This window comes from Butyricimonas sp. Marseille-P3923, from assembly GCF_900184685.1.
Lineage (GTDB): Bacteria > Bacteroidota > Bacteroidia > Bacteroidales > Marinifilaceae > Butyricimonas > Butyricimonas muris.
In genome coordinates this window covers 227,202-252,063 of the sequence record NZ_FXXL01000006.1, presented here as the reverse complement: position 1 = coordinate 252,063, position 24,862 = coordinate 227,202, and the positions used below count along the sequence as shown (strand labels likewise).

Below are 24,862 nucleotides of genomic sequence, written 5' to 3'. Positions count from 1 at the left end.
TTTAATTTTTGATTTAGCGATTTCTGGATTTTGTGATTTTCAAATCAATTTTAGACTTTGTCTTGTTTCTCAAAGCCTTCCAGGTTGATTTCCCGTTTAAGTTCTTCTTCAGTTGGTAAGTATAATTTGTATTTTGATGCAAAGATTTGCATATTGTCTTCCGGTAGAGTATAATGTACAATAGATTCGCTTTTATCTGCACATAAAACTATGCCGATAGGCGGATTATCTCCTTCGTTCATTAGTTCACGGGTGTAATAATTGACATACATTTGCATTTGCCCTAAGTCTTGATGTGTGAGATCTCCTAGTTTTAAGTCTATAAGTACAAAGCATTTGAGAATATAATTATAAAAAACAAGGTCAATAAAAAAGTGACGTCCATCAAAGGTGATTTTCTGTTGTCGAGAAACGAAAGAAAACCCTCGTCCCATTTCTAACAAAAATTTCTGAAGATGATTGATAATAGCTTGTTCTAGGTCTTTTTCATAGAAATGTGGATTTGCCTCGAGATTGAGAAATTCTAGGACGTATGGATCTTTAATAATTGTTGGATACTCGGTTTTGGGTTCTGATTTTTCAATTTCTGCTGAAACTATTTGTTTATTTTGACTTGCTAATATTCGTTCATAATAGAAAGTTGTTATCTGTCGCTTTAATTGACGCACGCTCCAATGTGCTTTTGCACATTCTTTTGCATAATAGTTACGTGCGGATTCGTTTTCGACATTCATCAACAGACAATAATGCGACCAACTCAATTCGGAAGACAGTGTCTGCCGAATTGGAAATGTCAGATAAAATTGTCGCATATTGCGTAGGTTGCGAACAGTAAATCCTTTCCCAAATTCATCTGTCAAATGTTTAGAAACAAAATCAAGAAATTTTGCACCATACTCGGCCCGATCGTTATTTCCACACGCTTTGTATATTTGTTCCCCAATTTCCCAATATGCCCCGACCATAGCGATATTAACTGCAGTATAAACTTTATTGTAAGCTATTACAATACTTTTACGAATTGAGTTGTATGATGATTCAATTGTCTTTTGATTATTTATATTTGATATCTTGTTCATTTTGAATCAGTATCTGTTCTTGTTATCAAAATTAAAAAGAATATTTGGATAATACAAAGGAATATATTCGATATTGTTACAAAAGTGGATATTGATAGAGTTTTTTGCTGGAGTAAAAAGTTGATTATTAAAAATGTAGATAGCTATTTTAAGAAGAAGCTAAACTTTTGTTTAAGTCATTCCGTATACAACGGAAATTGTTATTAAAGGAAGATATTATGAGGAGTTATACTTTTATTGCAGCATTGTTGGCTTTGTTTTTTGTCGGGTGTCAGAAACCGACGATTAATATAGAGGAGAATATGTTGTCTTACACGAACAATGAATGGGATGTATCCGTGAATCGTCCGGTATTTTCGGCTCAGAATGCGGCTTTGGAGAAAGGATGCAAGGAGGTGAATGAGCGGGTGACAAAATTGATTGACAGTCTGCAAAATGATTTGAAAGAACAATTGAAAGAATACCTGCAAGAAGCACAGGAGATGAAGATCAATCCCATGATACCGTTTATGCTGGATATTCAGGATAGCGTTTTTATGGCAGACGACCGTTATATCAGCTTGCGTCTGGTAGTGTACACGTTGACGGGAGGTGCGAACGGGTTGACGGAGTATTATGCTTTTAATTACAGTATGAAACAAGGGAAATTCCTTGAACTGGAAGATATATTGAATTACAATAAGAGTGCCGAGATTGACAAACAGATCAAGACGAATTTCAAGAATCCGGACAATTGTTTCACGGATGTACCGACATTGTCAAACGTGACGACCGTAAATTTTTCAACGAATGATATTTGTTTTACCTATGAGCCTTTGGTATTAGGTGCTCATTATTGTGGAGCGGCTCAGGTATCCGTTCCCCGCATGATTTTGAAGGGTGATTTATTGTTAAAATAGTAGTGGAGATTTGTAGGGAAGATAAGGGCGATCCGAAAGGGTCGCCTTTTTTGTGTTGATATTTTTGAAAAAAAGTCATAACTTGCACCCGAATTATACGGTGTGCCAGATGTTATTGTATCAGTTTAACCACGGTGACGAGAGAGCTTTTAAAAAGTTGTTTGACAACTTTTTTAATCCGTCGTGTGCTTTCGTGAAACGGTATATTCAAGAGCATGAAGCGGTGGAAGATGTGGTGCAGGATACTTTTATTCATATTTGGGAAAAGCGCGGTATCTACACGGATATGGTTTATTTTAAGGCTTATTTATTCAAGGCACTTCGTAACAATGCCTTGTATTATTTGCGGCAACACCGGGAATGTGAAGATGTAAATCCGGCTATAGAAGACGATTCGGATAGTGTATTAAATGCTATTATCGAGGAAGAAGTACACCGGGAAATTATTCGTGCGATTGATAAATTACCTCCAGAAAGACGACGAATCGTGGTAATGAGTATGAATGGTTGTTCGCAGGAGGAGATCGCCGAGAAGATGCATATATCTGTGAACACGATCAAGACCCAGAAAAGAAAAGCCTATGCTTTTTTGCGGGAGGAGTTGAAGAATTTGTTCGTGTTTTTTCTTATTCTTATGAACTTGTAGAGAGATTTTTGAAATAAATTCAAAAAAAACGCATTCCCGCTCACCCCTAAATCGTGTTTCTGCATATTATATATGAATAGTCAGGAAAACATTTATGGAAAAATATAGGGAATCGATAGAATTAGCAGAACAAATCACGAAATACCTGAAGGGAAAACTTTCACCGGAGGAGGAGGTCGAGTTGAAAAAACGACTACATGCTCATCCGGAGGGAGAGCAACTTCTGGCTCGGGTTCAGGACGAACGATCTATTGCCGCCAAAAAAGAGATGTACGCATCGTTTAGCGCGGATAAGAGTTGGGAAAGGATTCGGAAAGTTACAGGCAAGAAGTCTTCGGGGATGATGTACCGGATGTTCTGGTGGGCGGCTGTTTTTGCCTTGCCTCTTGCTGTAGCCGCCTCGATTTTTCTGGTGAATAAAAGTAAACAGGAGGATCGTCCTCAATATATCGTGGATGCTTATTTTGAATCCAACAAAACGATGTTGGAACTACCCGGGGGAAAATGTATAGCTTTGGATACAGTAAAAAACGTGACGAAAGAATTGAATGATTTTGGTGTCACGCTGGCTGAAGGGCAGGGATTGGATTATTCCGGTCTGGATTCCGTTATGGATGCGAAGGTGGAATATCACAAGGTCGTGGTACCCCGGGGAGGAGAATATAATCTGAAGCTTGCCGATGGCACAAATGTCTGGATGTTTGCCGAATCGGAAATTCGTTTCCCGACCCGTTTTGAAGGAAATAAACGGGAAGTGTATTTGTCGGGAGAGGCTTATTTCGAGGTACATCATGATCCCGTTCATCCTTTCTACGTGAAAACGAAGTCGCTCGACGTGAAGGTACTGGGAACAAGTTTTAACGTGAAAGCCTATAATAATATGGATGTTGTGGAAACCTCGTTGGTTGAGGGGGTGGTAAGCGTGAAGGATAACGTGTTGCGTCCGAATATGCAAGCTGTCTTCCACAAGAACACGGGAGATTTTTCTTACCGGAAAATAAACGGGGAGAGTTATCGTTTGCGTAAAGAACGGGTGTTCGTGTTTGACGAGGAGCGGTTGGATGATATCTTGCAGGAGATGGCACGCTGGTATGATTTCGAGATTTTTTACCAGAACCCGGAGATGGCAGATAAACGGTTCGGTTTTAAATTGGAAAAATACGAGCATGTGGATACACTCTTGGATATATTGGAATTGACCGGGGAAGTGAGATTCACGATGAAGGGAAAGACGTTGACCGTGATGAGTGGAACTTAATGTTAAGCTGAATATAAATAAAAACGGGTAGCGGAAATTTTGTGGTGATTATTTCCTGCCACCCATTTGGTTAAATTCAAAATCAATTTAATTCTTCAAAGTTATGAAAAAAAATCTTTGGACGTGGCTCCTGCACGATAAAAAAAGGAGAATAAATACAATTTGTATGAAAGTCTGCCTCTGTTTGGCGTTTGTTTTTGGCGGCGGGATGCTTGGTAACGCCTTTGCCCAGACGGAGAGATTGACCTTGAAAAGGGAGAATGCTTCGATGTTGGACATCATTTTTGCTGTGGAGAAACAGAGCAAGATGACGTTCGTGTACAGCATGGATGCGGTGAATAAAATCGGGAAAATCACGATTGACGTCAAAGACGTGTTGATTGATAGCGTGATGAATGTCTGTTTAAGGAGAACCGATTACACTTATTCATTGGAGAAGAACGTGGTCGTGATCAAGAAAAAGGCGGAAGCAGAGAAGAAAGCTGCCTTGAACGAGAAGAAAAAAGTGATTACCGGAGTCGTGAAAGACAAGAGGAATGAGGTGCTGCCCGGGGTTTCTGTTTACGTGAAGGGAACGACGATTGGGGTGGTGACCGATGTAAATGGAACTTATAAATTTGAAGTTCCCGGTTCGGTGGATAGATTATTGTTCTCGTTCGTGGGTATGAAGACGAAAGAGGTGGAGTTGAAGGGGCAAACGACCGTGAACGTGGTGTTGGAGGACGAAGTTTCCGGTTTGGACGAGGTAACCGTGGTGGCTTATGGAGAGCGGAAAAAGAGAGAGTTGATCGGTGCGGTGTCTTCCGTGAAAGCGAAAGATTTGGAAGAGGTGCCTTCCGCGAGTCTGGAAAATTTGTTGCAGGGACATATGGCAGGAGTCGAGGTGACTAGTATTTCCGGTTCTCCCGGTGGTGGCGGTACCCGTATCAATATCCGGGGCTATAATTCGTTGTTATCAGAATCCCAGACGGACGGGACTCCTTTGTATGTCATTGACGGTGTACCCGTGCATTCTTTTACTTCTCCCGTGACGGGGACGAACACCTTGGCGGAGATAGATCCTTCGACAATCGAGTCCGTTGAAGTCTTGAAAGATGCCGCTTCTGCCGCATTGTACGGCTCAAGGGCGAGTAACGGCGTAATCTTAATCACCACGAAGCAGGGGAAAACGGGACGAGGAAAATTTTCGGCTAACGTGTCATACTCCTATTCCATTTTGCCCGAAACCCCGGTGCAGACGGGCGGACACTTGGAACGTATGGCTAATATCTATAAGTTTAGAAGTGTACGTGCGGCTTACGGGAGTTGGCAGACAGGTATTTATAAAATGCCGGAATCTTACCGGGAGGCATATCACCAGAATGGCGCGTATGATTTCTTTTGGAATAACGGATATGTTTTAAATGATGCGCAGAAGGATATGGTAAGACCTTTGCAGGATAGTCTGAATCCTTTTTATAATAATTCGACGAATTGGTGGAAATATTGTTTCGATGCGGGGAAGATTTTGAATGCGAATCTTCAGGCTTCCGGTGGGACGGAAACGATAAAATACATGATCGGGGCAGGCTGGTATAACGAGAGAGGGATTATGCTGGGGAGCGAGTTTAAAAGGGCTAATATTTTGACGAATATTAATGTCGTTCCTCGTACAAACTTGAACGTGGATGCACGTTTGTATCTTGCTTATACGGATCGGAGCCGGGGGGCGGCGAATACTTCTTTCTCGAGCGCGAGTAAGTACGAACGGTTGACTGTTGACCCGAAATTGAATCTTTCTATTTTGCCGGGTTCCGGGGATATTGAAAAGGAAACGTTGAAACAGATAAACGAGTCGTCCGAGAAAAACATCACTTACCGGATTCGGGCCAGTCTGGCTGTAGCGTATGAGTTTATTAAAGGGCTGAAATTGTCTTCCAGTTTGTCGATGGATTTCTCTGAAGGGAAACGAAATTCTTTTACCCCCAGTTATTTGGATCCGACAGATAAATTAAGTGTGTCAACGGGAAGTATCAGTAGCGGAACGATGTTTTCTAACGAGAATTTGCTTGTTTATAATAAGACGATTCGGAATAATCATAATATGGAGATCCTTTTGGGATTGTCTTATTCGAGAGAGGCAAAAGACCAGTTTAGTGCTTCGGGTAAAGGTTCCCCGAGTGATAAGATTCACTATGTTTTAGACGGATTCCCGACGACTTACGAAAAATATGGAAGTATCCAAGCCTTGCAGGCATACCGGTCTAATTTTGAAGAAAAAATCATGCTGAGTTATTTCGGGCGTTTGGCTTATAATTATAAAAAGAAATATCTGTTCGAGTACACGCTAAGGAGGGACGGTTCGTCCGTGTTCGGCGAAAACGTGCGTTGGGCTACTTTCCCGTCGGTTGCCGTTGGTTGGGCATTTTCGGAAGAACCGTTTTTCAAAAAATGGTGGTTGAGTTACGCGAAGATTCGCGCATCTTGGGGTACTTCGGGACAACAGTTCAGTGATGCTTATTTGGCACATGGGACGCTTGAGTTGGCGAATCACTTCTTGGGAAATTCCGGGGTATTGCCCTCTCAAATTATTAATACTAATCTGACTTGGGAGGAATCGGATCAATACGATATAGGTTTGGATATAGATCTTTTTGATTATCGTTTGAAATTCAAATTGGATTATTATTACAAGTATTCCAAATCATTGTTGTTCAACGTTTCTTTGCCGGGGAATTATTATTTTCATAAAACGGCATGGCAGAATGCGATGGAGATTTCTAACGAGGGAATTGAGATGGAGTTGAACTATGATATTCTGCGTGACACGGAGGTTAAATGGCGTGGAAAGTTTAATATTTCAAGAAACTGGAATCGTTTCGAAAAGTCGTACACGGATATGGATATGGTGAACGGAACCGGACAGTTGGTGCTCGGGCGACCTATTTACGGGCTTTATCTTTATAAAGATTTAGGAATGATTGAGTCAGAAAAAGATATTCCGGCTTATTATGACCAACAAGGGAACAAAAATCTGTTGTATTCGATGATCAAAAGTTACCCGTATGCCGCAGGAACCAGAATGATACAAGATATGAATCAAGATGGAGTCATCAATGGCGACGATAGGTATTATGCTGGATCTACTCTACCGCAGGCTTACGGAGGATGGGCTAACGAGATTATGTGGAAAGGTTTTGATTTGAATGTTTTGTTCACGTACACGTTAGGTAGAAAGATTATTAATTTGTACAAAATTACTTCTTTGCAGTACGATTTTAGACCGAGTACGGTTTTTGTGGATTATGCAAATACGACATTTTGGGAGAAACCGGGAGATAAGGCTGATTATCCGATCATAACTTCTAGTAGCCGGAGTTACACGGGACAATTTGACGGAGCCGTTTCTTCCAACATAGAACGGGTGAATTATTTGCGGTTGAAACAATTGACGTTGGGGTATAATTTCCCGAAAGAGTGGATGCGGAAAATTAATATTGACGGTTGCCGTTTGTTTTTCACGGCAGAGAATTTATTCCTGTTGACAAATTATTCCGGCGTGGACCCGGAAGTCGTAGACCCCTATACCGGGTACGATAACTTCATGTATTACCCGTTAGCCCGGAAATTGACATTAGGATTAACTGTAAAATTTTAGCCATGAGGAAAATTATATATATACTGCTTTTCCCCTTGTTGTGGGGGTGTGATAACGTGCTGGACGTGGAGCCGGAGAATGCCATCACGTTCACGAACTTCTTTAAGACAGAGGAAGATTTTAACGCGATAGTGTTTCAACTACAAGCCTTTTCCCGTTACAAAGCATTCGAGAATGAAATAATGCCTCTTCGCGGATTTATAGCTGATCTGGTAGGTAATTCAACTTATCAAGATCATCGGATGTTGAATCAGACATCATTAGTAAGTCCTTATTCCAGTTATAACAATTGGACAAATCATTATGATTTAATTTACGTGGCGAACGTGATATTGGATAATTTGCATCGGGCTGAAGGGGTTTCAAAAGATAAACTGGACTTTTATGCCGGACAAGCATATTTCGTGAAAGGTTTTGTTTATTTCGATCTTGCCAGAAAGTGGGGAGAGGCTGTAATCACGAAGAATAGCACGAGTATGGAAGTGTATAACAAGAGTTCGATGTCGGACGTGTTGGATGAGGCGATAAAGAATGCTTCGGAAGGATACAAACTATTGCCCAAATACGAGGAAATGCCTCTTTTGGGTGTAAACACGTGGGTGTCGAAACAATACGGGTGCAAAGGAAGTTGTGCGGCGTTGTTGGCGCATTTGTACGCGTGGAAAGGAAGTATGATTGAGATGCACGGGTTGGACGGAGATGCGAAAGATTGTTACGGAAAGGCTATTGAATGGTGTTCGCTTTTGATAGATAAGAAAGCGGGTTACTACGAGTTGGAGCGTACGGTTGGTGAGGTATGCACGAAAGCGATGAAAGGGATGGGAGCCAGCCAAGAAAATATTCTGGAGTTCGAGTTGGATCGTTTTCAGGATTATCCGATGGCTTATTTCCCCGGACGCCAATATATTACTTGGCCGGTGAAGGGAACGGAAACTCCAGCTTCCGTGGTGACGAAGACTTTTGCGATTAAAGCTGAAACCGTGAAAAATCTTTATGAAGAGACGGATGACCGCCGGGATGAGTATTTTTATAAATTGGATTCTATGTCACATGACACGATGTATAAGGTAAACCAAGGATTCGCTTACATCTACAAATGGAGGGATGCCGTTTATCAAGATGTGTCGTGGAGTCCGACTCCTCAATTGGCATATATTGACGCGAATTATTGCTACTGGCGTCTGGCGGATATTTATTTGTTGAGAGCCGAATGTTACGCGAAGCTGGATGATGATCTGGCTATAGATGATTTGAATGCTATTCGCGGGCGAGCTCATGCGACACTTTATCCCCGCCCGGGAGAGAATGATATCCGGCTGGCTATCTTCAAGGAGCGGGAGCGGGAATTGTTGCTCGAGGGACACCGTTATTTCGATATTATGCGGAATGGTTTGGAGTACGTTCACGCGTGTATGGAAGGCAATTACAAGACGTTGACCCAGCAAGATGTGAAGGATGGGGCTTTGTTCCTGCCGATAGGCGGTGATGCGTTTACCTATAATGATTTGATACGCCAGAATATTTATTGGTCAAAATTCGAGTAAATAAAAATGAAGATGATGAAAAATATAGGATTGCTTTTGCTTTTGTTTTCGCTTTTTTCTTGTGAAACAAAATACAATTACATTGACACGGGATTGGCAAACGGTCGTTTTGACGGGACGATGTACGATTATTTACATTCCAGTTCTTACGATTGGGATAGTACTCTGCTTTTAGTGGAACGTGCCGGGTTGCGGGATTTGTTTCAGGGGAAACAGGCGGGATACGAGAAAATGACTTTTTTCGGACCGACGAATTTATCTATCCTTCGTTGGATGATAGAACAGGGATATGACGCCATTCAAGATATTCCGGTAGAAGTATGTCGGGATATACTGTTGAAACACGTGGTTGCGGGTGTTCACAAGCGGGATGATATTCCCCGGGGAGAACAGATTCTCGGGCAGACACAAGGCGAGGGTGGCGAAGTGTTCACGAATGCTTTTGGAACGAAGTTCTGGATATATTCGTTTCGGGATACTTATCATGATATCCCGGACGTGGGACCCGTTTACCTGAAAATAATTTCTTTCGATTCGAGGGCTATGATTGATGTGGCTTCAACCGATATCGAAACGGATAACGGGTTCGTTCATTCTTTGGATTACTCTTACACCTTGGGACAATTATAAAAACAGAATATGATGATGAAACAAGTATATTTATTTCTTGTACTGGTCATGACCTGTTGGGGATGCCAGGATATGAAAATCGGGTATTTGAAGGCGGATAATGCCGGTTATTTGCCGAATGAATTGGAAGTGAAAAAAACGTTAGATCCGGTAGAAGATGCAGTTAGAATTGCTAACGAGGCTCCTTGGGTGACGCCGAAAATTCAAGGAGTGCTGGGAACGGCTCCTTTGCAGTATGAGTTCGTGAGCGTGAAGGCTTCGGACGGGGGGAATGCTGAATTATTTAAACAGGAAATCATTGTTCGCGGAGGGGGTGTGATGGAATTACCCTTGTACACGAAACTCCCCGCGGGACGCTATGTGGTTACGTTGAGGGTTTCGAATGACGGTTATTCATCTGCATTGCCGGATGTATATACGTTTATTGTAAAATAGATTATTTATTCGGGTAAAACCCGGCACATCCTTGCCGGGTTTACTTCTAAACAGAAAAGAAATGAAAACGATTTTAGTTATATTATTGGTATTGCTCGGGGGAGTCCGGGCTTTCGGACAAGGCATTGTTTTTTTCGAGGGGGATTTTAATGCTGCCTTGGAAAAAGCGAAACAAGAGGGAAAAATGCTTTTTGTGGATTTCTACGCGGACTGGTGCGGACCTTGTAAACGCATGGTCAAAGATGTGTTTACTTTGCCCGCCGTGGGGGAGTATTTTAATGAGCGATTTATTTCTGTTCAGATAGATACTGAGGAGCCAGCAAACAGACCTGTTGTCAAACAATATAAGGTAAAGTCTTTGCCGACATTGGCTTTTTTTAGCGCTGAAGGAAAACTTTTATCTCAGTCCGTGGGGGCATTGGCAGGGGATGCTTTTCTGAAATTGGCAAAGGTTGCCACAGGGGACGAAATGAGTTTCGAGGAGACTTATGCGAAACTTAAATCTTCAAAAAATGATTTGCAGTTGATGCAGCAGGTGTTGGCGGGAGCTCCGGCTTACGTGGGTACGTTGGAAGATATGGAGCGTGCCAAATGGATCGCCCGAATCGAGAAACTCTTCAAAGAGTATATCGATTTGAAGATGGGACCGGAACTAATCAATGCGGAGGATTATCGGATTATTAATACTTTTCACCAAGCGGATAAGCCGGGGGATAAACTGATGGAGTTTATGAATAAAAATATGGAAGCGTATCTGGTGTTGGGTGAAGGACCCGCTTATTACGTGATGGAGTATAATAATAAAATGATAGAGAATCTGGCACGTGCCGGGAAAGAAGAGTATAAAAAATATCTGGAACGTATTGACGGGGATATGAAATTGACTTATAGCGTGGTGCCTCAAAAAACAATGTCTGCCCGCCAACGGTTTACTTATCTGTATGATGCCGAGTACCAGATATTTTATAAAAAAGACGGCGAAGCGTACATGAAATCGATGGATGCTTACTTAAAAGAATTGGGAGATGAGGCTCGGGCGACGGATTATGGTATGGCAGCACAAAAAGTATATATTGCCACGGGAGGAAAAGTGCCTGAAGATGTTATTTTGAAAACCAAAGAATGGACGATCAAGGCGTTGCAATACACGGACGTGTCGTTATTGGATAAGATTAATTTCTTGGCGATGTTAGGAGATACGAATAAAGTGCTGAAGGAATATGGGGAATCGAAAAAGTGTTATAATCAGGCTTTTATGGAATCAATGCAGATTACCCAAGAGATGACAAAAGCAATGGTACAGATGAAAATTAAACAGAAACTTGCGGAGCTGGATTTGTTAAAAAAATAATTGTGAGGTGTGAATAACCACACGTTTAAATTCATACTTTTGTGATACACACAAAAAACAAAATGCACTATGAAAAGTACACTAATTATGGCAATTGGATTGGCTCTCGTGTTCGTGGGATGCCAGCCTAAAGTTCAGAATCTGAACGTGAAACAGGAGCACTCGGAAGTAAGTTCGGAAGATTGTGACATTCAGATCGACCGTTCGGTCTTCTCTGCTGCGGACGAGACAATCAACAAGAGTTGCATGGTATTGAACGGCAAGATCGAAAAGTTAGTAAATGACTTGAAAGATAGCTTGCGGGCGGATGCCACGGAATTATTTCAAACATTCGCGGACAAACCGGATGAACGTCCGGACTGGAAGTATGAGTTGATGGTTGACGATAGCGTGTTTATGGCTACCGACCAATTTGTCAGCGTACGTTTAAGAGTTTATACCTTCACGGGAGGAGCGCATGGAATGACGACTTATCATTCATTCAATTATGACGTGAAAAATCAAAAGTTCCTAACGAACAAGGAAATCTTGAATTATGCCAATGCCGCACAGATAAACACGCTGTTAAAGGCTAATTTTAAGAATCCGGACGGTTGTTTTACGATGGAACCTACATTAGATTTGGCGGGGGCAATCAATTTTAATGCAACGTCAGTTTATTTTTTGTACGGACAATACGTACTCGGGGCTTATGCTTGTGGTTCTGCTGAAGTTGTTGTTCCGCGGGCAGCTTTGAAAGGGGATATTTTGATAAAATAATCACTCGTTTTTAGTACTTGGAAGGTCTACAAAATCCGTTCGGATTTTGTAGACCTTTTTTAATTTTGAGCAGGATGGCTGTAAGATTGTTATGCTTCCCGCGTACGAGTTTATGAAATAGATGTGCGCCTTACTACTTCAGTAAGGCGGCACTTTCGACCAGACGGATAAACTCTTTCCGGTAGCCTTCCGGGTCGTATTGGGTGGCTTCACGGGCAAGATGGATGACGTCATCGTAAGTCAAATCATTTTTATACTTGGAGTCTTGCAACAGCATTCCGAAGCCTGCCACGGCTGCCGAGAATCGGAAGTTCTCGGAAACGTTATTCAATGAAGTATTTTTATCAATGACGGCAACTTCCATTTTGGAACTTTTGTCTGAATCCGGTTGTTTGTACCGGAGTTTCAGTGTCAGTAACTCCGGGCTATCCGTCAGTGATTTTTTCTCTTTCTTTTCGGTTTTCTGGTATTTCAACGGATCGATATCTCCCAACAAATTACTCTTGACTCCGACCGGGATAACTTCATACAAGGCGGTCACGCTATGCCCGGCTCCCATTTCTCCGGCATCCTTCGTGTCGTCGTTAAAGTCCTTGTCTTCCAATAAACGACTTTCGTACCCGATTAAACGGTATGCCTGTACTTTCGCGGGATTGAATTCGACTTGGATTTTCACGTCTTTGGCAACGGTGAATAATGTTCCCCCGAACTCACTCACCAGAACTTTTTTTGCTTCAGTCAGGTTGTCTATGTACGCGTGATTGCCGTTTCCTTTTTCAGCTAGCGTTTGTACCCGGTTGTCCTTGTAATTACCCATACCGAATCCTAATACGGTAAGGTAGATACCCGAAGAACGTTTGGTTTCGATCAGTTTCTCCAGTTCTTGGGGAGAGGATAATCCGATGTTGAAATCGCCGTCCGTGGCAAGAATAATCCGATTGTTCCCGTTCTTGATAAAGCTGGCTTCGGCAACCCGGTAAGCTCTTTGTATCCCGTCGCCTCCGGCAGTTCCGCCGCTGGCATACAGACTTTCGATAACGGATATGATCTTTTGTTTATCTTCACAGGACGTGGAAGGCAGCAACTCTTTCGTGTGGTTTGCATAGGTTACGATGGCTACCCGATCTTGCGGGCGAAGTTTTTGCACGAGCATTTTTAACGACGACTTCAACAAAGGTAATTTATTCTGGTCGCTCATGGAACCGGAAACATCAATCAGGAACACGAGGTTGGAGGCGGGTAGATTTTCCATGGCAATTTCTTTTGCCTTGATTCCGATGTGTACCAAGCGATGTTGCGGATTCCACGGGGCTGCGGATACTTCAGTCGTGATGCTCACCGGATCATTACCCCGGGGAGCGGGATAATCATACGTGAAGTAATTCAGCAATTCTTCCGTGCGAATGGCATCAGCGGGAGGTATTTGCCCGTTGTTGATAAAACGCCGCATGTTCGAGTAGGAAGCCACATCCACGTCAATGGAGAACGTGGAAAGCGGGGCATCTAGTGCTTTACGGAATTGATTTTGTGAAAAACTATTGTATTCTTCCGTGTTAGAGTAATAATCTGCTCGTCGTTGTAAGCTGTTACCCTTGACTGTAACGCAACTCCCGACAAAGGCCTCTTTCTTGACCGTGTGATACCCGCTCACGACAACTTCTTCCAGTTGATTTTGATCTCCATGTAATTTCACGAGTAATTTTGTCTTTTCCACTTTTACTAGGCGGGTTTGAAGTCCGATAAACGAGAAAACAAGAGTATCCCCAATTTGCGCTTGAATAGAAAATTCTCCGGATACATTAGATACCGTCCCGATAGAAGTGTTTTTAATAATGACGGTGACACCGGGAAGCGGTTGACCATCTTTGGCTGTAATTACTTTTCCCGTGACCAAAGATTTTTGGGCAGAAGTCAATAGGCTCAAGCTAACTAGCAAACTCACTATAAATGTGATCTTTTGGAATAAATGGTAAGTTCTCATAAGCGATATAATATTAGAGTTATTTTTTCAAGAAGATGATTTGGCTGAAGAAATTCCATAAATTTGAGAAAGAAATTTTATAAATTCGTATATTTGTAAAAATCAATACTTGGATGTGAATCAGGTTCAGGAACATAGAACGGATGAGGAACTTTTGCGGAAGTATTGTGCAAAAGGAGAGTTGGTGTATCTGGTAGAGGTCTACAGAAGATATATGTCGCTTGTGTATGGTGTGGCATTGAAATATTTAAAACGACCGGAAGATGCACAGGATGCCGTTATGCAGTTGTTTGAGGAATTGATAGTGAAAGTAAAAGGGAGCGATATCAAAACATTCAAGCCATGGCTTTATACCTGCGTACGAAACTATTGTCTGATGGAACTTCGGAAGCGGACAAGAAATTTATCGGTTTCTTTAGACGATTCTTTTATGGAATTTTGCGATGATTTTCATCTTACAATAACAGGAGAGAATGAAGAACGGGAAAAAGCATTGCAGGATTGTATCGAGGCTCTCCCCGAGAAGCAGCGTATCAGCGTGAATTATTTCTTCCTGCAGGAACTTTCTTACAAGGAAGTGGAAGAGCGAACAGGGTTTTCCTTGAAAAATGTAAAAAGTTTTATCCAGAACGGGAAACGAAATTTGAAATTGTGTTTGGAACATAAAGGAATAACATCGTATGAAACGGAATGATGACATAAAAGATTACCTGCGGGGCAACCGGAAAGGGGAGTCCGCCAATAGGCTGGAGCGGGAAGCTTTGTCTGACCCGTTTTTGTACGAGGCATTGGAAGGACTGACCTCGACTCCGGGGGACCCGATTGATGGTCTGATTCGTTTGGAGCGTCATTTGGAGGAGCGTGTCCAGGGGAGCAAGAAGAAAAGCCGGAGCTGGTTGTATATTGCTGCCTCGTTTTTGGTTTTGGCGATGTGTGGTACTTTGTGGCTTGTCGAAAGGGAAGATACATCGAAAGTTCTGGAAAAGGAAATGGCTATGGTTGCCCCGCGAGAAATGAGGCGTGAGGCTATTGAGGTTTTTTCCGCGGATAGTAGTCATGGTGTAGAGGATTCGGCTCACGTGAGCATGTTGCGGAAGGTACAACCGGAACAAGCGGAGGTTGCGATGGAGGTGATGAAAAAAGAACGTGGGGTATCGATGAATACGGTGGAGGGTATCGTGACCGATGAAAAAGGAGAGGTGTTACCGGGTGTAACGATTCTTGTTTCCGGAACAAGTGTCGGGACCGTGACTGATGAACAAGGAACTTTCCGGTTGGAACTTCCGGAGGGGAAAACGCATTTGACCTTTAATTTTATCGGGATGAAAATGCAAGGCGTTGTTGTAAAAGCCGGGACACAGATACAAGTGAAGATGGAAGTAGACCAGCAGAAATTGGATGAGGTCGTCGTTACAGGTTATAATACAGTAAAGAAAACAAGTATGGTGGGATCTGTCGCGACTGTCGGTGGGAATGAATTAAAAAAGGATACGATAGTTTCCGCGGATGATATTGTACGTTTTAATCGTTACATGGCGGATGCTCTGAAATACCCGGAAAAAGACGTGAAAAATGGAAATGAAGGTATTGTTCTGGTTTCTTTTGAACTGAATAAAAAGAAAGTACCTAGCCGTATCCGTATTAAAGACGGTTTCTCCAAAGAAAGTAATAAAGAATTGATTCGCTTGTTGGCGGAAAGTCCGAAATGGGAATCCTCGCTTTCCGGTAAGAGAATATATGTTTCGGTTCGTTTCACGATTGGGAAAGACGGAGCGAAGCATACGGCTATCCTTGCAACAGAAAAACCTTGGAAATGAAATCCGATGTCAGAACAGCGTGTGAATATCTTCCTCTATTTTCAAGATAGCGGGATAAGCCCCGAACTGGATATTTTTCTTCAGTTGGTCGTCAATACTATTCCGGTAACCGAATAAATTAACTCGCGGATGTGTTCCCGCGGAGGCGTCTTTCGCTTGTCGTAAAACTTTTTTGCACACTTCCCGGTTGAGCATATAGACCATATCGTACACGTTATGCCCCCGGATAAAAAGATAGGTCGTGTCGGGCGTCAATCCTATTTCTTTATATTTATCTTCCAGGATAGAAAGGTCTGCTTTAGGATAGGCTCTACGTAATTGTGCCAGTTTGCGATCGACCTTGTTTTTTAGGATATTCAACTCTTTGCGTCCGTTCTGTCGGATGTCGGGGCGGCGTTGCCACTCGAATGATGCCAGTTCGTTGAATTCCGCTATCGAGAAGCGTTTAGGATCGGCAACAAGGAAATAAAGATGCCAAAGGAATAGTTTGTACACGATATTCGAGTATTGTTTCAAGAATTGCCTGAAATCAAAAAGATGATTGGGCAACGTGGTAATCCGGCGGCATAAGTCATTTAGTCCCTCTTCGTAACAGTGATGATTCTCGAAAGAATAAGTGTAGGTTTGAAAAATGTAATGGTTGATATCTATATTCCGTTCCTGCAATAAATAACGATAGTCACTGTCAATGCAGATAAAGAATTTAGGATTCAAGTATTTGATGTATTTCAAACATTGTGTCACGCCTTTGGTTTCGTGTCCTTTCTCGTTCCGGGAGCCGGCGATAAAGTGAAACCGGTCATTAGGACGAAAATGTTTGAAAATGGTACTCCAGAATACAATATCATCCTTGTCTTCCACGTGTATGGCGGCACGACACCGTAACAACTGTGCGTCCATCATAAAGCGTTTGGCAGCGTGGTAGTAATATTTTTCTTTTGATATAGGAGGGCGAAACATAACAATTGAAAATTAATTAATTTACGATTTATGAATTACGATTGATAGGCAGGTTCAATCTAAAATCTGAAATCATAAATCTAAAATTAGTCATAGTCACTGAATTAATAAGTCTTCGATAAACACGAGTTTGTCACCCCAACCGTCGCCGAAAAGACTCGGGGAGTGCGTGGACGTGATGATCTGGCAATGCGGGTTTAGTTTTTGAATCTCTTCAAAAAGACGGTATTGCCACTCGATGTGCAATGAAATTTCCGGCTCGTCCATCAAAAGGATATAAGGTTGTCCGTCCATGAGAAAAACCCGGAGCAGGATGATTAACAATTGCTTCTCTCCCGAGGAGAGTTTGTACAGGTGAATAAGCTCGTTGCCGTCACGGAAAACAAGCTGGTTAGTCATCGGGTCAATTTCTATCGTTTTTCCGGTACCGGCAAACAGATGATTCACCGTGTCATAGAAATCGCGAATCCGGCGGTTGATTTTCTCTGCCTGCTCGGGAAAGTTCGTGGCACGAAGACGATAATCGGAAAAAGAGTTGTTGTTCTCTCCCACGCTGTACACGATCTCTTTTAACTCGCTCAACAGGGGACTGTCTTCCTTGCCCATTTTTCGTCTATCGCGGATAGGCACATCGAATGTACTTATTTTCAGATAATTTACCCCGGCTAGTTTTTGTCTTATGGAAGACACGGAACTATCTTTTCGGAAATTGATCTCGTTACCGTCGATCATGATTTCCGCCTCGATATTGTATAATTTCAACCGTTTGACATCGGCAGATAACAAGGCATCGATAATATTAAAAAACGTGGTCTTACCGCTACCGTTGATACCCGTGAGTATATTCACGTCCGGATTCAAGTTTTCCCACCGGAAATTATATTTTCCCCATATATTGCGGATCTCTATTTTTTGAATTTTATTTGCTTTCATGATTCTGGTACTTGATAAAAGTTTGTCCCAATCGTTATCAACAAAGATAATAAATTTTATACTTTCGCGTCGATTTAAGAGATCATTTCATGGATTAATATTTGATACTATGCAAGGACTTTATGCGATATTATTATTGATTGTCTCGAATATTTTTATGACATTTGCTTGGTATGGACACTTGAAGCTACAGGAAATGAAGTGGATAGATAACTGGCCGCTTTTCGGTGTTATCCTCTTTTCATGGTGTATCGCTCTTTTCGAGTATAAAAATTCGTAATAACCCCTGACAAATTGGGCGGAAAATTTAAAAAAATATTTAATGTTAAATTTCTTATAATGAATAATATATGAAAGGATTATATACGATATTATTACTTATAGTTTCCAATGTTTTCATGACTTTTGCTTGGTACGGTCATTTGAAATTGCAGGAAATGAAGATTATTAATAATTGGCCATTAATTGGAGTAATTTTAATATCGTGGATGACGGCATTTTTTGAGTATTCATGTCAAATTCCAGCTAATCGCATTGGTTTTCAGGGAAATGGAGGACCATTTACGCTTTTGCAGCTTAAAGTTATTCAAGAGGTGATAACCCTTATTATTTTTGCTATTTTTACAATGGTCTTTTTTCAAGGGGAAACATTGAAGTGGAATCATTTAGCGGCAGCAGTATGTTTGGTATTAGCTGTGTATTTTGTATTTCTGAAATAATGAATTGTTATATATACACATATATTTTGTGAATAGTCAAAATAATAAACCAGCTACCCGTAACGAGTAACTGGTTTATCCATGTAAATGTATTATATTCTTATTTATCAGGTATCTTTTGGTATACCTTACCATTTAAAAGATGTCCGTTTGCTTCTTTGCTTCGCTTCACCCCGTCACTACCCCATGTTCCCCATTGCTTGAAAAAGAAAGCCACACCTTGTACTTCTGCCTGAGCCTTGATGTTCATTACCCATTCCTCTTTCATGGGTCTTGCCCTACTACCACTCTCACCACCTACTATTACCCAATCAATACCTGTCAAATCCAGTTCTCCCAGATTCTCTACAAGAGGTTCACAGGACAGGAATTTAAAAGAACCCTTTATTGACCTCAATATATCAACACGGTATTTATACTCTGCCGCCTCTACCGTTGTTCCTAACCATGCATTCTGGGGAACTTCACGAGTTTGAAAATACTCTGCCATTCTTTCTGGTCTTTTGGTTAACATTAGGTATTTGTGCCAAGGTGTTCTATTAATTGTTTCCATTATCTTATCCACAAATTCAAAAGATACGTCTTCATGAAATGAATCACCCATTGAACACACGAATATCCTGCATGATTTCAATTCATGTAAAGGTTCATCCAAGGAATCTTCATGTAAAGTAACCTTGAAACCGTTTTTATATTTTCCCTGTCTGCCACGAAAACGGTTTGCCATTGCTGCGGCATAACAATTCATACATCCCCTTGATACTGGAGTGCATCCCGTTACTGGGTTCCAAGTCTTTTCAGTCCAACTAATACTCGTCTTTTGCATATCTTATTTATTTTTGAAGGAAGTGTTTTCGGAGGAAGCCAAAGGCTTCCTCCGGTATTTACATTTCAATTCCTAAGCACCGAATTTGGAGTTATACAACTCATTCAGTTTGTTTAAAATTACCTGCTCCTTGGCTATTACACCTTTTTGACCTTTGGCTTTCTCTATCTCGTCTACCTTACTCCTGTCAATTCCCACGAGGAACTCTACTAGCTGTTGCATCGTTTCAGCTTTGTTCTCGTCGTCTGCATCTTCATACTTCTCAATTAAGAAGTCAACCAGATACCGTTTCCCTAAAAAGTCATTGTTAAATGATTTCTGGGCTGCTTCCAAAAGTCGTTTCCCTTTCTCCAAGTAAGGAGTTTTCAGGAGTTTTTCGTCAATCTTACCGTTCATGGCTTTTGCCAGAACCTCTTTGTTAATACCTGCGTTTTTAAAGCATAGCCATTTTTGTACAGTGGCTAACGGGAAACCTTGATTAAGCAATTCAACTATTGCCTTCAGAAGGGGCAACTTTTTATCTGGGTTCATCATTAAAGCACCACTGGCAAAGTCCTTGCCGTCCCACATTTTGGTAGCGATATTCGCCTCTGACAAGATTTTTTGGAGGGTTATCCCCTCGTTTAACGGGTACATGAAATAGAACTCTCCCTTGTTCTTGTCACCGTTCTGGATGTAGGCAGTGTACCTGTGCTGCCCATCCAGTATGACTACATATTTCTCGTGATCTTCTAGTGCAACAGGTGTCCCCGTTTCTGCATCCACGATTTCCAAATCTACGGATTGTACCTCTTCACCGTCTACAATAACGGCAGGGATAATTTGACCGTTCTCTTTTAAAGAAGCCCGTTTAGCGTTTACGTTCTTCTCTTGTACCTGACGATTACCTTTAATAAAAGCAATCTTTTTACCTGTAGCCTTTAAGGCTGCTAGGGTAATAATACCCTTTTTAGTTAAAACACACTCTTTCATAAAATCTATTTTAAAATTAATATTTCACTTCCAACTGGGTTGGAGTTTGTTCTCAATCTAAAGAAGTGATCACCGTTGTTCTTGATTGACAATGCAAAAATGCAACTTACAAATTCAAAGACAGAAAGCCAATAAATATTAAAATTGAAATATCCAATTTTGGGAAAGTCAAAAAAATGAATCATGGGCTTCAATAGTTTTCACTAAAAAATTCTTGCAACAGGTTTATTTGGAAAATTGATAACACGGGTTTTAGAAGTTCTTGGCTCATAACCAAACCAAGAACTTCATTCTATCATACTTGAAGGTTTAATTCTTCAAACAGGTTATTCCCGAGATGTTTTGGACTTCCTCCCCCGTCAAAGGCGTTAAGCCATACACTCTTAGCCTTGGCGTGGAGGTTGTCAATTTTTGAACGATATTCTTGCTCGTCCCACACCTCCTCTTCTCCTGCCGTTTTCACGACATGAACACACTCGTCATGAATATCATCTATTTTTTCCTGCATATGAAAACATGCTTGGAATAAAACAGCCAATAATTTTTCTGGAGGTAACGAATCAAGACATTTCACGATCTTGTTAACAGACCCCTCTGGTTCAATTTCAAATTGTTTCTTTTTTTTTGTCATAAAAATAATAATTGAATTAATGGTAGATAAAACAGCTCTCTATTTCATTCTAACCAAAGTTTATTTCTAGTATTTCCCGCATTCAGTTGAATGTAGACCATCCCAAACCCTGATAATTGAATTCGGGATGATCTTTCCAGTAGATTATTCCTCTTGTATTATTTCACGTGATATTGTTATCACTAGATTTACATCATAGAACATACCGTCCTGCTCCTCCTCGTCGCTATCTATATTTTCTCGTGAAACAATCAAGATTTGTACATCTTTAAACTCGATATCAGGAAAAGTGCATAACAACTTCCTTTTTACCAAAGGTCGTATCGCATCTGGAAATATTTTTTCTACTAGCAGAGTGACGTTTGGGGTGTTATCCAAATATACATTATCGAGGTTAATAGTAAAAGTTGCTTCCTGCACGGGTAAGTTTTTAAACTTCCGAATAATGCAGGAAGTAAGGTTATCTAATCTCCCTATCGCAGCATAGCTTAAGACTACATTAGCTTCTGTTATGACTGCAAGACAATTCTCGTCTAAAATAATATTTCTGGTATCCATGTCGTTATTTTTATGGATTCTACATTTTGCATCCAACAGGGCTGGAGCTTACCCTCAATCTTGGAAGAGGTGCGCGCCGTCATTCTTGATTGACGACACAAAACTATAGAAGCAATAAATGAAAATTCGCAGAGAAATAGTTCCAGTATTTTTACTATTCTCTGCGAATTTTTCAAGAAAAAAATGTATGACGGCTAGTGTTGTTACCAGAAATAAAGTTTGGAAGGGTTATTGGGGGAGATTCTATAATTACCTTGTGATGCGGGAACCCATTGGGGTGTGTAATCGCCTTTTCTGAAATATTCAATCACGGATTTTATTGTTGCATTAACTACATCACCTTCTTCTATTATACACATGTACTCGTAGATAAAATCATGTATTTTGCTATCCTTTAACTGGGAATGTTTTTTTAATAAACGGTATATTCCCATTATTACAAGGTTTCGTGCAGGGTTATCTGCCTTTCGTCCTTTCTTTGATGAATAGACTTCCTTTAATTCTTCTTCCGCTTCTTCAATAGAATTTACTCCCAAGTATATATGTAGGTAGGAATCTAGGAGATTGGTGAACCAGCTCTCCATGGCGTTGTTAATGATGATCTTTTCTTGATTGTTACTTAAAGTGATTGATTTGTCTTTCTTCCTTTTATCCCTCTTAAGGAACAGGTAGAGTTGTAGCATTTCAGGTCTTACTTGCTGGAAATAGGTATCCATGTTGTAACTTTGCTCCAGTAATTCTGGGTCTAGGATAGGTTTGAACGCTTCATGCTTCTTGTAGATAATGGCTAGTATCCAGAGGACGTGAACCATGGCAACTTGATATTCTTCTGGGATATTACTTCCCTCAACTAATTCCTCTATCTTTTTCTTCAATCCATCATCTTTAAAAAGGATACCTTTTATGTTATCTGTCATGTAAGCCAAGGTATCAACCACTTTTATCATCTTTTGCTCTCTAGGAGCGTAACGTTGCCAATCAAATGGATTATCGCTTGTTGCCAGTTCATCTAGCGTGCTTGGAACTTCTACCCTGTACTTGTCTTCTAGTTGTATGTTATGTAATCCTGCTGGGTGAGTTGCTAGATACATTCTTTCTATTTCAGGGTATAACATCGCCCTGTCATAAGCGAAGTATTCTTTTAATGCAGGTTCAATATCCTTCAACGTTTCTATTAAAATCATCTCGTTTGCTTTCATAATCATTCTTTTTAGTTGGTTAAAAGTAAAATATATTTTTATCACAGTAAAAAAGATTCTCCTGAAAATATCACCATTAATCAATGACTTTTTTGTGTTACAAAATGATTATATTTGGCTTATGATTGATAAATATTTAATCTATGTTGCAATCTTTACTTAATAATAAATTTCCTGATGTAAATATATGGAAGGAAGATTTAAAAACATCGACAGTTTTAGGAAATTTGATCTACCTTCCTTCTTTTACAATTTACAAGATTCTTAAACGTGCGTGTGCGATAAAAACACCTCAAAATGTTGGAGAATTATGTTCATATTCGTTTTGGTCTAAATATAGTGCTGATGATGAAAGTATTACTAACAGTAGATACGTGGAACCAGATGTAGTCTTTCAATTTGATCAATTAGATATGATAATTGAAGCAAAAATGAGTGATTATTGTGGGCAGTACGAGGAACAGTGGGACAAGGAAGTATGTTCTTTCTGTGTAGAACATGGGTATTCAAAACCTATCATTCTTATTGCTTTAGGAGGTTGTACAAATCTTGATCCGAAAGATCGAACAATATTATTTAATAATCAATCAATAAATTATAGCGTTTACAAATGTACTTGGCATTCTTTACTCTTCACGTTAGATCAAGAATATCATGAAACACAGGATCGAACTCATGCCAGAATACTTGAAAATATCATTTGGGGCTTAAACATGTTTGGAGTACATAATATCATTTGGTTGGAAACATTGAACAAGAACAATCTATCTATAAATCAATCTTCGATATCAATATTTAATTCTTCAATATGGAAAAAATAAATCAAGCTGATATGGAAAAGGCTTTAGTTGATGTACGTAAGGCTCATCGTTTATTATACGAGTATCAACATCGAATTGTGGATATCATGCATTTCGTGCAAGACAAACTAAAATTCTCCTCCTTAACAGGCAATAGACTTTTTTTTGATACAATCCATTCGGTTCGTGGTAGCTATGGAACTCTTAAAGTGGATAATATTTGGGCATGGGATTTTTTATATTGCTATATTTTTGAATTTTATTTAGGTTACAAGGAGTGTTTCCAAGAGAATCAATCTTGGGCATATGATTTATCAATAGTTGAAGTTAGCGATACTGGATATTTTGAAGCTCAATCTTCTGATAAACATTTTTGTAATATTAATTCTTATATTACTTCAGAGGAAGCTTCAACTATTCTAATTTTTATGTTACAAATAAAGCCTAAAGAAGAAAATAGGAACATCTGGGATAATTCAGAATTTATAAAAAATCAAACAGAAGAAATGTTGAGTAATTCAAAAGAGGAATTAATTAAAAAAGATTCTGGTATTATATTCCTTGCTAAAAAATATAATGTACTAGATTTTTTCTCCCAAGTGTATGCGGAAAAAACCTTGACAGAATATATCGAATTCGTAAAAGATAAAACGGGTATTGATTTGAATTACTAAATAAAATAAGAATCGAAGTTACTAATATATTAAATTGACAGGCAAACAAGGTGAGAGGGAAATATTTTTTCTTTAAATAGTTATTTACTTTATATTTTAAGAATACCTATACTCTATTTGTCGGTATCCCAGATGTTAAATATCTTTGTACCATCTTAATAATCAAAGCATACCATTTGAAATAACTATATAAAGGATTCCTGTTACTCCTTGCAAGTCCACCTGTAAGGAGTAATTTTTGGTCTTCAAGTGGCACTAAACTAGATACACCGTACTAACCAATCAAATTATCAAATCATGTACACTTACGAGCGATTAAGGCGATTAGCCATACAATCTGGTATCCCTGACAATAAGGTATCCATAGGTTTCTGGATAAAGTCTAAAGGGCTGAAAAAGATTAAAAAACAGGTAGATAAAGTGAGAAAGATATATTACATTCCAGATGAGAATACCAGAATCCAGATACTACCACCCTGTAAAGATTAATCTATAAAGCTACATGATATAACTGTATTTCATGTAACCAGAGATTCCAACCTGAAATAAAGAGA

At 40.2% G+C, this 24,862-nt stretch carries 23 protein-coding genes and 1 pseudogene; 15 read left to right on the top strand and 9 right to left on the bottom strand.

What is annotated here, in order from left to right:
- Positions 1-50 precede the first annotated feature (50 nt).
- Positions 51-1,079 carry a YhcG family protein gene (locus tag CS948_RS07020; RefSeq protein ID WP_099291008.1) on the bottom strand — a complete coding sequence of 343 codons (1,029 nt, stop codon included), beginning with the start codon at positions 1,077-1,079 and terminating at the stop codon, positions 51-53.
- 218 nt (positions 1,080-1,297) lie between these two features.
- Between CS948_RS07020 and CS948_RS07015 the strand changes: the two genes are divergently transcribed.
- From CS948_RS07015 to CS948_RS06975, 9 genes are all read left to right on the top strand, one after another.
- A complete protein-coding gene (locus CS948_RS07015; protein ID WP_141560900.1) occupies positions 1,298-1,978 on the top strand; it encodes a PdaC/SigV domain-containing protein in 681 nt (226 codons plus the stop codon).
- An 82-nt stretch (positions 1,979-2,060) separates the two neighbouring features.
- Positions 2,061-2,624, top strand: a complete 564-nt coding sequence (locus tag CS948_RS07010) for an RNA polymerase sigma factor (protein WP_176554961.1) — start codon at positions 2,061-2,063, stop codon at positions 2,622-2,624.
- 94 nt (positions 2,625-2,718) lie between these two features.
- A complete protein-coding gene (locus CS948_RS07005) occupies positions 2,719-3,882 on the top strand; it encodes a FecR family protein (protein WP_099291005.1) in 1,164 nt (387 codons plus the stop codon).
- Between the two features lie 103 nt (positions 3,883-3,985).
- A complete protein-coding gene (locus CS948_RS07000) occupies positions 3,986-7,519 on the top strand; it encodes a TonB-dependent receptor (protein WP_099291004.1) in 3,534 nt (1,177 codons plus the stop codon).
- Between the two features lie 2 nt (positions 7,520-7,521).
- A complete protein-coding gene (locus CS948_RS06995; protein WP_099291003.1) occupies positions 7,522-9,063 on the top strand; it encodes a RagB/SusD family nutrient uptake outer membrane protein in 1,542 nt (513 codons plus the stop codon).
- 12 nt (positions 9,064-9,075) lie between these two features.
- Positions 9,076-9,693 (top strand): fasciclin domain-containing protein, encoded by a 618-nt coding sequence (locus tag CS948_RS06990; RefSeq protein WP_176554960.1) that lies wholly within the window; start codon positions 9,076-9,078, stop codon positions 9,691-9,693.
- Positions 9,694-9,705: 12 nt separating this feature from the next.
- On the top strand, positions 9,706-10,128 hold the full coding sequence (locus CS948_RS06985; RefSeq protein ID WP_255301895.1) for a hypothetical protein: 423 nt from the start codon (positions 9,706-9,708) through the stop codon (positions 10,126-10,128).
- Positions 10,129-10,189: 61 nt separating this feature from the next.
- Entirely contained in the window at positions 10,190-11,479 is a 1,290-nt protein-coding gene (locus CS948_RS06980; RefSeq protein ID WP_099291001.1) for a thioredoxin family protein, read from the top strand.
- A gap of 69 nt (positions 11,480-11,548) precedes the next feature.
- Complete coding sequence (locus CS948_RS06975) at positions 11,549-12,238, top strand: DUF4163 domain-containing protein (protein WP_099291000.1); 690 nt, start codon at positions 11,549-11,551, stop codon at positions 12,236-12,238.
- Between the two features lie 133 nt (positions 12,239-12,371).
- Here the strand turns inward: CS948_RS06975 and CS948_RS06970 are convergent, their stop codons facing one another.
- Positions 12,372-14,219 (bottom strand): VWA domain-containing protein, encoded by a 1,848-nt coding sequence (locus CS948_RS06970; RefSeq protein ID WP_099290999.1) that lies wholly within the window; start codon positions 14,217-14,219, stop codon positions 12,372-12,374.
- A gap of 115 nt (positions 14,220-14,334) precedes the next feature.
- Here CS948_RS06970 and CS948_RS06965 point away from each other — a divergent pair, with 115 nt between their 5' ends.
- Positions 14,335-14,913: an RNA polymerase sigma factor gene (locus tag CS948_RS06965; protein ID WP_255301972.1), complete on the top strand. Its 579-nt coding sequence runs from the start codon at positions 14,335-14,337 to the stop codon at positions 14,911-14,913.
- Entirely contained in the window at positions 14,900-16,036 is a 1,137-nt protein-coding gene (locus CS948_RS06960; RefSeq protein WP_099290998.1) for a carboxypeptidase-like regulatory domain-containing protein, read from the top strand. Before CS948_RS06965 ends, CS948_RS06960 begins: the two co-directional genes overlap by 14 nt.
- 9 nt (positions 16,037-16,045) lie before the next feature.
- Here CS948_RS06960 and CS948_RS06955 read toward each other — a convergent pair whose 3' ends face one another.
- Together CS948_RS06955 and CS948_RS06950 are read right to left on the bottom strand one after the other, a co-directional pair.
- The gene (locus CS948_RS06955) at positions 16,046-16,996 is read right to left on the bottom strand and encodes a DUF4435 domain-containing protein (protein ID WP_176554959.1); all 951 of its coding nucleotides are present in this window, start codon (positions 16,994-16,996) and stop codon (positions 16,046-16,048) included.
- A gap of 96 nt (positions 16,997-17,092) precedes the next feature.
- Positions 17,093-17,929, bottom strand: coding sequence for an AAA family ATPase (locus tag CS948_RS06950; protein WP_099290996.1), 837 nt, complete (start codon positions 17,927-17,929; stop codon positions 17,093-17,095).
- Between the two features lie 109 nt (positions 17,930-18,038).
- On the opposite strand from CS948_RS06950, the pseudogene CS948_RS21445 reads away from it, so the two are divergent.
- Together CS948_RS21445 and CS948_RS06940 are read left to right on the top strand one after the other, a co-directional pair.
- Positions 18,039-18,197, top strand: a pseudogene (locus CS948_RS21445) (DMT family protein); the annotation flags it as partial.
- An 82-nt stretch (positions 18,198-18,279) separates the two neighbouring features.
- The gene (locus tag CS948_RS06940) at positions 18,280-18,648 is read left to right on the top strand and encodes a DMT family protein (RefSeq protein ID WP_099290994.1); all 369 of its coding nucleotides are present in this window, start codon (positions 18,280-18,282) and stop codon (positions 18,646-18,648) included.
- Between the two features lie 100 nt (positions 18,649-18,748).
- On the opposite strand, the gene CS948_RS06935 is transcribed toward CS948_RS06940, so the two are convergent.
- The 5 genes from CS948_RS06935 to CS948_RS06915 all read right to left on the bottom strand — a co-directional run bounded on the left by CS948_RS06935 (position 18,749) and on the right by CS948_RS06915 (position 22,834).
- Positions 18,749-19,474 (bottom strand): DUF5131 family protein, encoded by a 726-nt coding sequence (locus CS948_RS06935; RefSeq protein ID WP_099290993.1) that lies wholly within the window; start codon positions 19,472-19,474, stop codon positions 18,749-18,751.
- 72 nt (positions 19,475-19,546) lie between these two features.
- Positions 19,547-20,446 (bottom strand): hypothetical protein, encoded by a 900-nt coding sequence (locus CS948_RS06930; RefSeq protein ID WP_099290992.1) that lies wholly within the window; start codon positions 20,444-20,446, stop codon positions 19,547-19,549.
- 295 nt (positions 20,447-20,741) lie between these two features.
- Positions 20,742-21,077 (bottom strand): hypothetical protein, encoded by a 336-nt coding sequence (locus CS948_RS06925; RefSeq protein ID WP_099290991.1) that lies wholly within the window; start codon positions 21,075-21,077, stop codon positions 20,742-20,744.
- 144 nt (positions 21,078-21,221) lie between these two features.
- Positions 21,222-21,635, bottom strand: a complete 414-nt coding sequence (locus tag CS948_RS06920; protein ID WP_099290990.1) for a hypothetical protein — start codon at positions 21,633-21,635, stop codon at positions 21,222-21,224.
- 203 nt (positions 21,636-21,838) lie between these two features.
- Positions 21,839-22,834, bottom strand: coding sequence for a hypothetical protein (locus tag CS948_RS06915; protein WP_141560897.1), 996 nt, complete (start codon positions 22,832-22,834; stop codon positions 21,839-21,841).
- A 143-nt stretch (positions 22,835-22,977) separates the two neighbouring features.
- Here CS948_RS06915 and CS948_RS06910 point away from each other — a divergent pair, with 143 nt between their 5' ends.
- On the top strand, positions 22,978-23,655 hold the full coding sequence (locus CS948_RS06910; RefSeq protein WP_099290988.1) for a hypothetical protein: 678 nt from the start codon (positions 22,978-22,980) through the stop codon (positions 23,653-23,655).
- Positions 23,643-24,308 (top strand): hypothetical protein, encoded by a 666-nt coding sequence (locus CS948_RS06905; RefSeq protein ID WP_099290987.1) that lies wholly within the window; start codon positions 23,643-23,645, stop codon positions 24,306-24,308. The genes CS948_RS06910 and CS948_RS06905 overlap by 13 nt, the downstream gene beginning before the upstream one ends.
- The last annotated feature ends 554 nt before the right edge of the window (positions 24,309-24,862 follow it).